This is a genomic window from Embleya sp. NPDC005575 (assembly GCF_040605455.1).
In the GTDB taxonomy this organism is placed as follows: domain Bacteria; phylum Actinomycetota; class Actinomycetes; order Streptomycetales; family Streptomycetaceae; genus Embleya.
In genome coordinates, this window is sequence record NZ_JBEXCV010000027.1 from 41,005 (window position 1) to 53,923 (window position 12,919).

11 protein-coding genes are annotated in these 12,919 nt (G+C 70.3%); 9 read left to right on the forward strand and 2 right to left on the reverse strand.

What is annotated here, in order from left to right; genetic code table 11:
* Positions 1 to 37 precede the first annotated feature (37 nt).
* From ABZS54_RS12285 to ABZS54_RS12315, 7 genes are all read left to right on the forward strand, one after another.
* The gene (locus ABZS54_RS12285; RefSeq protein ID WP_355533903.1) at positions 38 to 2,356 is read left to right on the forward strand and encodes a PQQ-binding-like beta-propeller repeat protein; all 2,319 of its coding nucleotides are present in this window, start codon (positions 38 to 40) and stop codon (positions 2,354 to 2,356) included.
* 555 nt (positions 2,357 to 2,911) lie between these two features.
* Positions 2,912 to 3,433: a SigE family RNA polymerase sigma factor gene (locus ABZS54_RS12290; protein ID WP_355533905.1), complete on the forward strand. Its 522-nt coding sequence runs from the start codon at positions 2,912 to 2,914 to the stop codon at positions 3,431 to 3,433.
* On the forward strand, positions 3,430 to 4,257 hold the full coding sequence (locus ABZS54_RS12295; RefSeq protein WP_355533907.1) for a hypothetical protein: 828 nt from the start codon (positions 3,430 to 3,432) through the stop codon (positions 4,255 to 4,257). The genes ABZS54_RS12290 and ABZS54_RS12295 overlap by 4 nt, the downstream gene beginning before the upstream one ends.
* A 335-nt stretch (positions 4,258 to 4,592) precedes the next feature.
* Entirely contained in the window at positions 4,593 to 4,982 is a 390-nt protein-coding gene (locus tag ABZS54_RS12300; protein WP_355533909.1) for a hypothetical protein, read from the forward strand.
* Positions 4,983 to 5,434: 452 nt separating this feature from the next.
* Positions 5,435 to 6,274, forward strand: coding sequence for a hypothetical protein (locus ABZS54_RS12305; protein WP_355533911.1), 840 nt, complete (start codon positions 5,435 to 5,437; stop codon positions 6,272 to 6,274).
* Positions 6,275 to 6,368: 94 nt separating this feature from the next.
* The gene (locus ABZS54_RS12310; RefSeq protein ID WP_355533913.1) at positions 6,369 to 7,931 is read left to right on the forward strand and encodes an MFS transporter; all 1,563 of its coding nucleotides are present in this window, start codon (positions 6,369 to 6,371) and stop codon (positions 7,929 to 7,931) included.
* Positions 7,928 to 8,626 (forward strand): TetR family transcriptional regulator, encoded by a 699-nt coding sequence (locus ABZS54_RS12315; RefSeq protein WP_355533915.1) that lies wholly within the window; start codon positions 7,928 to 7,930, stop codon positions 8,624 to 8,626. Before ABZS54_RS12310 ends, ABZS54_RS12315 begins: the two co-directional genes overlap by 4 nt.
* 38 nt (positions 8,627 to 8,664) lie before the next feature.
* Here ABZS54_RS12315 and ABZS54_RS12320 read toward each other — a convergent pair whose 3' ends face one another.
* Positions 8,665 to 9,852 carry an FAD-dependent monooxygenase gene (locus ABZS54_RS12320; RefSeq protein WP_355533917.1) on the reverse strand — a complete coding sequence of 396 codons (1,188 nt, stop codon included), beginning with the start codon at positions 9,850 to 9,852 and terminating at the stop codon, positions 8,665 to 8,667.
* Between the two features lie 155 nt (positions 9,853 to 10,007).
* Positions 10,008 to 11,651: an MFS transporter gene (locus ABZS54_RS12325; RefSeq protein ID WP_355533919.1), complete on the reverse strand. Its 1,644-nt coding sequence runs from the start codon at positions 11,649 to 11,651 to the stop codon at positions 10,008 to 10,010.
* 196 nt (positions 11,652 to 11,847) lie between these two features.
* Between ABZS54_RS12325 and ABZS54_RS12330 the strand changes: the two genes are divergently transcribed.
* Both ABZS54_RS12330 and ABZS54_RS12335 read left to right on the forward strand, forming a co-directional pair.
* Positions 11,848 to 12,339, forward strand: coding sequence for a MarR family transcriptional regulator (locus ABZS54_RS12330; protein ID WP_355533921.1), 492 nt, complete (start codon positions 11,848 to 11,850; stop codon positions 12,337 to 12,339).
* A 205-nt stretch (positions 12,340 to 12,544) separates the two neighbouring features.
* Positions 12,545 to 12,904, forward strand: coding sequence for an AraC family transcriptional regulator (locus tag ABZS54_RS12335; RefSeq protein ID WP_355533958.1), 360 nt, complete (start codon positions 12,545 to 12,547; stop codon positions 12,902 to 12,904).
* Positions 12,905 to 12,919: the final 15 nt, after the last annotated feature.

The following is a 12,919-nucleotide window of genomic DNA, read 5'->3' on the forward strand; positions in this document are numbered from 1 at the left end:
CGGATCATGAGCGATCCGAGAACCCCAGGAGACCTCATTGGAACTGCTCGACTCCACCGACCCGGCCCGGATCGGCCCGTATCGGTTGCTTGGCCGGCTCGGCGCGGGCGGCATGGGCAAGGTGTACCTGGGCCGTTCGGCGGCAGGACGCACGGTCGCGGTCAAAGTGGTCCGGCCGGAACTCGCTGGTGACAGCGGCTTCCGGGCGCGGTTCCGGGCCGAGGTGAGCGCCGCGCGCGCGGTCTCCGGGGCCTTCACCGCCCCGGTGGTGGACGCCGATCCTGACGGCGAACTGCCCTGGATGGCAACCAGGTTCGTCGTCAGCCTCGCACTGGGCGAAGCGGTGGCGCGGCGCGGTCCGCTGCCGGAGCGCGCGCTGCGGATGCTGCTGGGCGGGATATCCGAGGCGCTGGAGAGCATCCACGCGGTCGGGCTGGTCCACCGGGATCTCAAGCCCGGCAACGTCCTGCTGGCCCTGGACGGTCCGCACGTCGTCGACTTCGGCATCGCGCGCGCAGTGGACGGTACGGCCTTCACGACGACCGGATCGGTGCTGGGGTCGCCGGGCTACATGTCGCCTGAGCAGGCGCTCGGACGTGCCGTGACGCCGGCGAGCGACATGTTCGCGCTGGGTGCGACTCTGGTGTTCGCGGCTTCCGGGATACGGCCGTTCGGTGACGACCATCCCGTGGCCGTACTCAGACGTGTCGTCAACGATCCGGTCGAACTCGGCTCGGTACCGGCCTCGATGCGCGACGCCGTCGAGGCGTGTCTGGACAAGTCGCCCGAGAGAAGGCCGACTCCGCGCAGGCTGATCGACTTCGTCGGGGACGGGCCGGTCGACGGCGGCGGGAGCTGGCTACCGGCGGAGCTGACCGGCGACATCATGGCGGCGGACCAGGTGATGCAGGGCACGGGTGTGCCGCAGCCGCTGCCACCGGTCGGTGTCGTGCCACCGCTGCATTCGGCACCGACCGAGGTGACGCCGCCATACCTGCCGCCCGAGCCCGACTTTGCGCCACCGCCGATCGCGCCGCCCGGCGCGCCGAGTCGGCGGAAGCTGATCATCGGGTTGTCGGCGGCCGCGGCCGTGGCGGTCGCGGGTGGTGGCGCGGCCATCGCGATGTCCCGCTCGGGGAAGGGTGGTTCGGCCGCGAAGGGTGGCAGTCCCAGCCCCACCGCGAAGACGACCGGCGTACCGACCGGGCAGAGTGCCGCGCCCGCCGCCCCGCCCGCCCCACATGGTCCGCTGCCCGCCCCGACCGGTAAGAAGGGGTCCCTCGACGGCCCCGCCGCTGTCCCGAAGTGGACGTCGACCACTCCCGACACGGTTGTCTCGTTGTCCTCCTACGGGGGGATGGCGATCGCCGCCGGTTTCGGTGGTCGGCACGCGTTCGACCCCACAGGCAACTCGCGGTGGAATTTACCGATTATTACCCGCTACCAGGGCGGCACCGATGGCTCCGCCGGCAACGACAAGAGTGTTTACTTCGTTGGCGGCGACACGATCAGGGGAGGATACGCGGTCATCGCGGCCGACCCCGTCACCGGGGCGGAGCAGTGGCGCGCCGGGATCCCGCGGACCACGTGGGCGCCGACGCGGGTCGCGGGTGTGGTCGGCGGAATGCTGCTCGTCGCGGGAGACGACATCGGCAATCCGGCGCAGTTCCTGGCGAAGTTCGTGTGGGCGCTGGACATCGGCTCGCGGCAGACCGTCTGGGAGGCGAGCGGTCCGGACGTCGGCAGCCTGTTCATCCCACCGGCCGGGACCAGGATCCTGATGAGCGCCGAGCAACTCACCCAGCGGTCGCTCCAGTTGGTGGACGCCGGGAACAAGGGCGCGCGCGGCTGGACGAAGCCCGTGCACGGCGCCGTCGGCGGCGCCTATGTGAAGAGCCCGGCCTGCTGGGCGGCCGGTCGCTTCGTCTACGCCACCGACAAGGTGTACGCGCTCGACCTGGATACCGGTGAGGAGGCCTGGACGTACCCGGTCGCCGGGGAGTCCTTCACGAACTGCGTGTCCGACACCGACGGGAGCACGGTCTTCGCCGGGTCCACGAAGGCCCTGTACTGCCTGGACGGCAAGAGCGGCGATCTGCGCTGGAAGAGCACGATGCCCAAGGAGACGTCCGCGATGTTCGCGGAGATCCGGTACGACTTCGGCAACGTCTACCTCATGGACTCCGCCGGGACGTTGTGGGCCGTGGACGCGGCAACCGGGACGACTCGGTGGAAATACCGCGATGCACGACAGAACGGCACGATGTTGGGGATGGTGCCGTGGGCGGCGGGCGGCGGCATGGTGTACGTCGGCGACGCGAGTACGGTCACCGGGATCGACGCCGCGGGCACCTGAAGAGCTGGACAACACGGTCTTCGTCGCGGGCGATCCGTTCGAAGACGTCCGATTGGAGGCACCGGGCCCGGGGTGAACGCCGCGACCTGCGGTCCGCATGCGGTTCCCGTATCGGGATGTGCCCACCACCGCAGCATCGCGCCGAACGGCCGCGTGATGTAGGGGACTTCCACCAGGCCGTAGTCGAGGTCGTGGCAGTTCTCCGGGGTCACGGGTCGGGATTGCGCGTCCAGCGCGGCGCGAAGGTCATACCGCGAACACAGACGGGGAACGTCCGCTCCCGGACCGGAAACGGCCGTCCGCCACCCCCGGATACGAAGGTGACGGACCGGAGTAGGTCAGGTCGGGTGGGGGCGGGGGTGGCCACCAGGGCTGGATGGCGTCGGGGTCGGCGATGTCGTCGAGGACGATCAGCCACGTACGCGATGGGGTGGCCGGCCATGCCGTGAACGCCCGAGTGATACCGCCCCACCCGGATCCGCGTGCGCGAAAAAGATCGTACGTCGGGCAACTTTCGCCGCCGATCCTGCGGTCTGTGTGATCGGAGGTGCCGAAGTGAAAGGTGAAGAGGCGGCGGATTTCCGGGCGTTCGTCGAGTCACGCTGGACCGGGCTGGTGCGTACCGCCTACTTGTTGACGGGCGACCACGGCATCGCCGAGGACATTGCGCAGAGCGCGTTGACCAAGGCGTATGTGCACTGGCGGCGGGTTCAGCGGGCCGACAACCCGGACGCCTACCTGCATCGAGTACTGGTGAACACCAACACCGAACGCTTTCGCAAGCGGAGGGTGGCCGAGCAACTCGGCGCCGACTTGCCGCAGTCGATCGGGGTCGACCCGTACGGCCGATTTGAGCAACAACACATGCTGCGAGAGGCGCTCGCCGATCTGCCGGTCCGGCAGCGCGCGGTCGTCGTGCTGCGCTATTGGAACGATCTGCCGGAGTTGGAGGTGGCCCGGATCCTGGGCTGCACGCTGGGCACCGTCAAAAGCCAGGCCGCCAAGGGCCTGGCCAAGCTGCGGGCACACCCCGGTCTGATCGGGGCCCGCCTTCGAGTCGAGGAGTATTGCCGATGACCGGGCCTGACGCCGCAGATCGACTGCGTGCGGAACTCACCGCCGAGGTCGAGCACCTGCCGCCGACGGTCGCACCGTACGCACGGATCGTGCGCGACGGCACCCGGGCCCGCCGCAGGCGCGCCACGCTGATCGGCGTGCCGGTCGCGGCCGTGATCGTGGCGTTGGCGCTGACGGTGGCATCCCTGTCCGGGTCGAGCACCCGGGCGAGCGGGCCCGCGGCCGCGGCGCCCGTGGCCACGCCCACCGTCGGCGCGCCCACCGACCGTGCGTCCACCACCGCGACATCCACCGAGGCGGCACCGAAGTCGCCCCCGATTGCCTCCGGCGAGCTCGCCGGCCACCGCTGGGAACTGGTGCACGCGCCCCCGCCCCGACCGACCGAGACATTCCGCGCCGATGCGGTGCGGCAGCCCCCGTGCGATGTGGTCGAGGCGCTACTCGACGGGCACCTCGCCAACCGCGGCGGTACGTGGTGCGCATCAAGCCCGGGCGATTCGTCGGCCTCATCCGGCGCGTCCTCCAGGATGACCTCGATCGGCATTGGCGACACGGCGCTGTACAAGCCCGGCGTCGGGTCGCTCGGCACCATCACCTACGGAGTGGTGCCCCCGGAGGTGGTCAAGGTGGTTGCGACGTTCCACAACGGCGCGTCGCCGATCACCGTGACACCGACGAACAACGGCCCGAACGGCGCGTCCTTCTACGTGATCCCGTTCGCGAACGGCGCCGGTTTCGGCGAATCGGGCTCCCTGCAGTTCTACGACGCGCAGGGCAAACTGCTCGACGCCATGACGCGCGTACGTCTCGGCTCCGGCAAGTAGCAAGGGGCACGACCGCGCGGGCCCACTCCACGTCCGCGACCCCAGGCCACGTCATCCCCCTCGACACCGGACGCGTCCCCATGGCGCCCCGGCGCTGTGTGCTGCCCGTTTCCGGCAGCCACACAGGTACCGACGACCCTCACGACCCTCACAAACCGGTCCCCGTCGGGCGATTCGTGTCGCCCCGCACCGGGCCGACGAAAGGACATCGTGTACCGACCCACACGCCGCACCCGACGACGAGGGGTGGCCACCCGGATTCGGATCGGGGCCCTGGCCCTCGCGATAGGACTGGGGGCCGGTGGCAGCGCGTTCGCTGCCCAACCTCCGAGTCGGTGTACGCGACCCGCAGCATCGTGAACCTGTACGCGAAGTGGGGTCGTACCGAACCGACCGCCCAGACCGTGACCTACCGCAACGACGGCGCCGAGCCGGTCGCGCTCGACCTGCGCGTCGACGGCGACGCGGCGGCCGTGACCACGCTCGGAGCCGATCGGATCACCGTGCCGGCGCACGGCAGCGCGGACGTCGTGCTGTCCGCGAATCCGTCCGTCGCCGCCGGCCCACGCGGCGGCACGCTGCTCGCGACGAGCCCGGCCAGGCCGGCGATCCGGGTACCGGTGAGCGCGTACGCCGAGGGCGAGATGTACGAACTGACCCTGGACATGCGCTGCCGGCTCTGCCGACAGGTGCGGGCAAGTACGTCGCGGTGGTTCCGCCGATAGCCCCGGGAACCGGGGACGGTGCGGTCGCCCTGCGCACGACGGTCCGGGACGCGGACGGAAACGGCCTGACCCAAACCGTCACGCGCGCCTACGCGTTCGCGCGCCCGTAGCGGTATCCGCAGGCGACACCACAACGAGGGCCGCCCGGCCGACGGGCAGCCCTCGTTGTGGTGTCGGCGCCCGATATCGGCCCGACCCGACGCCGCCCGGACACCGACACTCAACCATCGAGCTTCAAATGCCCTCAGGGCCACCGGTGCAGGTTTCGGGCGTACTCCGTCGGCCCCCGGCTCCTTCGGGACCGCGCTCGTCAGGCGGCCTTCCCGGACGCGGCGCGCCAGGCCTGTAGTCGGCCAATAACGTGGCACGTCGTCGGCCGCCTCGTACGAGTGCGGGCCGCGAGGATCCGACACGCCTCCGCGTGCGGGAAACCACCACTGTCGAGGAGTGCCGTGACCATCCCCCATGGCGACGCCCAAGCCCACCGAATAGTCGGTCATGCAGTGACCGCAGCCGACAAGCGCCTCGGCAACCGGCTTCAAGCCGCCTTCTGTATCGGGAGTCTCGCGCACGGCGGATTCACCGCAGGGGTCAGCGATATCGACGTGGCTCTGATCGTCTCCGACGTGTCGGCGGTCACCGCCGCCGACATCGAGGCCATCGATCAGGACACGCGCCTACTCGAGGTCGAGGACAGTGCCGGCCAACGGCTGTCCTTCTTCTGGGACTCGTGGTCCAACCTCGCCGACAACCGCGAGGGTGGCCGGTTCCCCGCCGTCGACCGGGCGGACTTCCTCGACTCGGGATTCCTGTACCGGGGCGAGGATCTGCGCAGTCGGTGCACGCGGCCGTCAAGCACGGACATGGCTCGGGACAGCGGCCGGTTCCTGCTCACGAAGTTCGGGACGGACGAGTACATCCGAACGCTCCGCACTCCCGACAGTCTGATTGCGCAGGGCCGCAGGGCCACGACCAAAGCGGTCCTGTTCCCGGTGCGAATGGTCTATACCATTGGAGCGTCCAAGGTGGACGGCAACGACCCGGCCGCCGGGTGGTTCGCACGCCACTACGACGCGCACGCGGAACTGGTCTCCGCGGCCACGCAGTGGCGCAACGACGAGGACGGCTTCCGCGAAAATCTGGGTGACCTGATGCGAACAGGGCTCATCGCGCTGTACAAGCTGGCCGCCGAACGCATCGAAGAGACGCTGACCGCCCCCTGTGACCGCGAACTCCAGCGCGACATCAGGCGCTTCCGCGTCGCGCTCGACGAAGCTTCGAGCGATGACTGAATGCGCCCGAGAAAAAGTGAAACTGAGGTTCTATTGAACCTGTGGTTCGTTTGTGACTTAATTTCTTCCGTCATCGACACGACGGGAGCACGGCATGTCGAACTCCGCTCTTTCACCCCGCCGCTGGTGGGCCCTGGGCGCCCTTGTCCTGAGCGCGCTGATCATCGGGCTCGACGGCACGATCATCAACGTGGCGCTGCCCACGCTCTCCGGCGAACTGGGGGCGGACAGTGCGCAGTTGCAGTGGATCGGGGGCGGCTACCTGCTCGCGTTGTCGGCCGCCATGTTGCCGATCGGACTGTTGGGTGACCGGTACGGGTTGAAGCGCATGCTGCTCGCCGGGATGGCGGTCTTCGGGCTTGCCTCGGCTGCCGGGATCTGGGCCGATTCGGCGGGGCAGGTGATTGCCGTGCGGGCCGTGCTCGGCCTCGGGGCGGCGATGATCATGCCGCTGTCGTTGGCGATCCTGCCCAGGATCTTCGGGCCGGAGGAGGTGCCGAAGGCGGTGGCCACCTGGACCGCGGCCACCGCGCTGGGTATGCCGATCGGGCCGGTCGTCGGCGGCTGGCTGTTGAACCGCTTCTGGTGGGGCTCGATCTTCCTGTTCAACATCCCGGTCGTGGCCCTCGCCCTGGTGGTGAGCGTGGTGTTCCTGCCCGCCGACCCGAAGCGGATGCCGGTGGCGGCGGGCGAGAGGGCGCCGGTCGACGTGCTCGGTGTGGTGTCGAGTGCGCTGGGCATCACCGCGCTGGTCTACGGGACGATCCTGGTGCCGCAGGAGGGCTGGGGCAGCCCGCTGGTGCTCGGCGCGTTGCTCGGCGGGGCGGCATCGCTGGTCGGCTTCGTGGTGCGGCAGCGGCGTTTCGCGCATCCGCTGGTCGATCTCGGGCTGTTCGCCAACGCCCGGTTCCGGTGGGGCACGTTGATCGCGGTGTTCGTCAACTTCGCGGTCATGGGCATCCTGTTCGTGGTGCCGCAGTACCTGGAGGGTGTGCTCGGCAACGACGCGCTCGGCACCGGGATGCGGGTGTTGCCGCTGATCGGCGGGCTGCTGGTGTCCGCCACGCTGAGCGAGACGCTGGTGCCCAGGTTCGGTGCCCGCGTGGTGATCTCGGTCGGCCTGGCGCTGCTCGGCGCGGGTGCGCTGCTCGGTGCCGGCACCGACAGTGGCAACGGGTACGGGTTCACCGCTACGTGGCTCGGTCTGGCCGGACTCGGCTTCGGGATGGCCGTGGTGCCCGCGACCAGCATGGTGATGGGGTCGCTGCCCACCGGCAACACCGGCTCGGGCGCGAGCCTGCTGGAGACCGTGCAGCAGGTCGGCGGTGTGCTCGGGGTGGCCGTCCTGGGCAGCGTGCTGGGTGCCGGTTACCTGGATCGACTCGCGGTGAGCGGGTTGTCGCAACCGGCGGCCGACGCGGCCCGGGACTCACTGTCCGGTGCGAACGCGGTGGCCGCGCAGGTGGACGACCCCGCGTTGCAGGCGTCCGCGCACGACGCGTTCATCCACGGTATGGACCTGGTCCTGGTGGTCTGCGGTGCGATCGCGCTGGTCGCCGCAGCCCTCGCGGCGGTCTATCTGCCCGGCGAGCCCCAGGACACGCCGGCACCCACGCTGCCGACCCCCGCTCCCCGCCCCGGAGAATTGCTTGCATGAGCCCCAAGGAGACCTCGACCGAGCCCGCGTCCGAGCCCGCGTCCGAGCCCGTGTCCGACACCGCGGCTGTGCCCGCGCCCGCGTCCGCACCACGGCCTGCGCCCGCAGCCCCGGCCCCCGGGCTGCGGGAGCGCAAGAAGCTCAAGACCCGGCAGAGCATCCGCCGTGAGGCCTACCGCCTGTTCGCCGAGCACGGCTACGACGCGACCACCGTCGACGAGATCGCCGCCGCCGCGGACGTCTCCCGCAGCACGTTCTTCCGCTACTTCCCGACCAAGGAGGACGTGGTCCTCACCGACGAGTACGACTCGGTGTTCGGCGAGGTGCTGGCGGCGAGGCCGGCGGACGAACCGATCGTGGCCGCCATCCGGCACGCGATGACCGAGTCACTGGCCCACGTCTTCACCGCCGACCGGGACGAACTCCTCTACCGGAACCGGATGATCTTCACCATCCCGGCACTCCGTGCCCGAGCGATGGACGAGTTGCTGCGCACCCAGGACGGGATCACCGCACTGCTGGCCGAGCGCACCGGCCGCGACCCGGAGGACCTGGAACTCAAGTGCGCCTCGGCCGCGATCATCGGCGTCTCGGCCGCGGTGATGCGGTACTGGGTGGACCACGAGGGCATCGAGGACCTGGTCGGGCTGTACGACCGCCAGTTGCACATCCTCACCAGCGGCCTCCGGGTCTGATCACCCACGAGGGCGCGCCCGACAGCGGGCGGCGCACGTCAGAGCCGCGCCGGCACCGGATAGTCGACCAGGGTGATCGAAGTCGCCGCCTTGGTCGTCATCTTGTTCAGGAAGCGCAGGAACGGACCGGCCGTCAGGATCCGGTAGATCCGGGTGCGCCGCTTGATCCGGCCCGCGGTCATCGGCGCGAAGAACCCGCCGACTCCGCCCGCCACCTGCCGGCATGCCTTGGTGAACTTCCCGACCGCCCGCTCGTACGCGGCGAACGCGGTGCGGTGGTCGCCGTCGGCCGCGGCGAGTTCGCCGGCAAGGACGTACGCGCAGACGATCGCGAGGCCGGTGCCCATTCCGCCGCAGGTGGCGCCGTAACCGGCGTCGCCGAGCAGGGCCACCCGGCCCTTGGTCCAGGAGTCCATGACGACCATGCCGATCGAGTCCGCGTAGAACGTGTCGGCGCCGGCCAGGTCCGCCATCAACTCCTCGGTCCGCCAGCCCAGGTCGGCGTAGGTCGCGGCCACCGCCCGCTTCTGTGCCTCGACGTCGCGCCGGTCCGCGCCCGCTCCGGCGTCGGCGTAGACGCACATCACGTTGGCCCGGCCCGCCCGGGTCGGGAACACCGCCAGCCCTCGACCCGGCTCGCTGTAGAGCATGCTGTCGGGTCCGACCCCCAGGCGCTCCGGTGCCTCGAACAGGGCCACCCGGTAGCCGGATTCGCGCACGAACCGTGATTCCTCGCCGAAGACCAATCCGCGCACGTTCGAGTGCAGCCCGTCGGCGCCGACCACCAGGTCGAACGAGCGCGGCGCGGCACGCTCGAAGGTGACATCCACTCCGGCGGCGGTCTCGGTCAGCGAGGCGATCGAGTCGTCGAAGACGTACTCGACGTCGTCCTTGGTCAGGTCGAACAGGATCCGGGCCAGGTCACCGCGCTGGATCTCCACCTCGCCGCCCGCGAACGACGCGGGCAGGGCGACCAGATCGTCACCGGCCGCGTCGACCACACGCAGCCGGCCGGCATCGGTGCGGTGCCGGGCGATCTCGTCCAGGATGCCCATCCGGCGCAGCACCGTCATGTGCACCTCGCCGCGGAAGTCGACCGCCTGACCACCCGGCCGCAGCTCCGGGGCGCGCTCGACCACGGTGACCTCGTACCCGTACCGGTGCAGCCAGTAGGCCAGCGCCGGACCCGCGATGCTCGCGCCCGAGATCAGTACGTTCTTGCCCATGGTGTTCTCCCCGCGTCCTCGGCCTGGCTCGCCCCTGCCGACGACACCGATCCTGGCCGGCCGCGCTGACCGGGCACGCACGGTCGACTGACCGGCACGGCCGGCGGCCCGCCGCCCTTCATCGAACGAGCACCGGATCGGCGAGCGGCTCCGGCTCAGGCTCGGGTCGAGTCGGCCAAGGGGGCGGACGCCGGCGCCGGTGCCGGGATCCGCGTGGCGGGTGCGTCGGCGGGTGTCTTCGGTCGGCGTACGCCGATCATGAGCACGGCGACCCCGGCGGCGACGAACATCCCCAGGCCCGCGATGGTCATGCACAGGTGCAGCGCGTCGGCGAAGCTGTCGCCGACGGCGGACAGGGCCTTGCCGGTGGCCTCGGGGGCCAGACCCAGATGGCCGGCCGCCGAGAGGCCCTCGTCCGAGACAGCCGAGGTGACGTGCTTGCGGTCGGCGGGGGCCAGGCCGGAGGCGGCCAGGTTGTCCGGCAGGGCTGCGACGATGCGGTTGGTCAGCACCGCGCCCAGTACGGCCGGGCCGAGCGCGCCGCCGAGTTGGCGCAGGGTGTTGTTGCCGGCGCCGGCCATGCCGGCCAGGTGGTGCGGCACGCTGCTCACCGCGACCGAGGTGATCGGCGTCATCACGAACGCGAAGCCCACGCCGATCACCACGAGCGGGCCGACCAGCGCGGCGAATCCGGTGTCCGGCTCCAGGGAGTTCAGGGTCAGCATGCCGATCCCGGTGACCACGAGGCCGACGGTGAGCAGCGCGCCCGAGGGGATCCGGCCCATCAGTCGGCCGACGATCGGGCCGATCACGACGGTGAGCCCGTTGATGAGCAGGAAGCGGTACGCGATGTCGAGCGCGCTCAGGTGCTGGACGTTGCCGAAGAACAGGCTGAGCGAGAAGACGATCCCGACCAGGCCGAACATGGTGATCACGGTGACCACGCCGGCGCCGGTGAACGAGCGGGACGAGAACAGCTTGAGCGACAACATCGGGGTCGCCGAGCGATGCTCGATCACGATGAACGCGGCCAGTCCGAGGATCGCGAGCGCGAAGGCGACCAGGACCGGGCCGTCGGTCCAGCCGGTGGTGCCGCCCTCGATCACGCCGTAGATCAAGCCGGTGATCGCGATGATCGCGGCGATCTGGCCCGGCACGTCGATCGCCCGCCCGTGCGGCGAATGCGAGTCCTCCAGGAGTACCGCCGCGACCGCGGCACCGACCAGGCAGACCACCACGATCGGCGCGAAGATCCAGCGCCAGGAAGCATGTTCGAGGATCGCCCCGCTCAGCAGCGGGCCCAGCGACATGCCCAGACCCAGCGCGGCGGCCCATGCGGAGATGGCCTTGGCGCGGGCCCGGAAGTCCGGGTAGGCGTGGCTGATCAGCGCCAGGCTGGAGGTGAGCAGCGCGGCGCCGCCCGCGCCGGAGAGGGCCTGGCCCACCCAGACCTGGGCGACGCTGTGCGCGGTGAGGTTGGTGGCCGAGCCGGCCGCGAGCAGGACGAGGCCGGCCAGGAACGCCTTCTTGCGCCCGTACAGGTCACCGATCAGGCCGAAGGTCAGAATCAGCGCCGCCATCGGCAGGATGAAGATGTCGCTGATCCACTGGAGGTCGCTCGTGGACGCGTCCAAGCCGCGCTGGATGGTCGGCAGGGACACCGCCACTCCGCCGATCGGCACGTACGAGGCGAATACGCCGAGACATGCGAGTACGACGGTGAGCGTGGGGCGGGCCACGGTGGATGTCGGCGGCGAGCTCGCGGCGGACGAAGCAGCGGACCGGGGGGTCGTGGGCATGATGCGACAGCCTTCCAAGTTATCCGAAGGCTGTTAAGTTATCAGAAGACTTAGAACATGTTCGAGAGCTGGCGTATTGCTCGTTGCCTGCCGAGGTGTCGGATGCCGGGCCGCCGATCGACGTGCCCTACGGTGACGACGGGGTGCGGCGCCCACGCGGCGCAGACCCCGGTCATTCGGAGAAGGGAAACGCGCGATGCCCGCCCACCACGAAGTCGTCGAGCCCGCGTGGAGCGAGCAACTGCCACATCTGCTGTGGCGTGCGCAACAGTCCATGCAGCGGCTGCTCAACGAAAGGCTCGAAGGCATCGGCGTCTCGATCAATCAGCTGGGCCTGGCCGGCCGGCTCGACGAGAACGGCGCGATGTCCGCCGCCGATCTCGCCCGCGCCCACCACATCACCCCGCAGAGCGTGACCACCGCGATGGCGGCGCTGGAGCGGGCGGGCTGGATCGTCCGCCGGCCGCATCCGGTGCACAAGCGAGTGGTCCTGCTCGAACTGACCGCGCTGGGCAACGCGGGCGTCGCCGAGGGACGACGGGTGGTCAAGGAGACCGACAGCCTGATCAGCCGGGCGATCGGCACCGAGCAGGCCGAAGTGTTCGCGGCGCACCTGCGGATGATCACCGCGGTGGTCGACGGCCCGGACACGCCGGCGGGCCGGATGTGGCCGGAGCCGCCGCGGTAGGGCGGGCGGGGGGTCGCCGATTTCCGCCGTATGCGGAAACCGCGCCAAGGCCCGCCGCTACGTGGCCGAACACACCCCGTCATTCCGAGGCGAAGCCTTCGCCGCAGAGCCCTCGGGTCGGTAGCGCGCCGGCCCCGTTTCCGCCGGCGTCGGGGCGTGGTGGGATGGGGTGGTGAGTCGTGGGGTGGAAGAGACGAATCGGCGGATGCTTCGGGCTCGGGATGTGATGGACCGGGACTATGCGCGGGCGTTGGACGTGCCGGCTCTGGCTCGGGTCGCGCATGTGTCGGAGGCGCATTTCACGCGGACGTTTCGGGCTGCGTTCGGAGAGACGCCGCATCGCTATCTGCAGCGGCGGCGGGTCGAGCGGGCGATGTTCCTGCTGCGGGAGACCGATCGGAGTGTGACGGACATCTGCTTCGAGGTCGGGTTCGGTAGCCCCGGGACGTTCAGCCGCACGTTTCACGGCATCGTCGGGCGGTCGCCGCGGGCGTATCGCAAGGAAGCGGTGGCTGCGGGTGTGCCGACGTGCTTCACGATGGCTTGGATGCGGCCGAGCGGCTGAGCGTGGGCGGTGCGC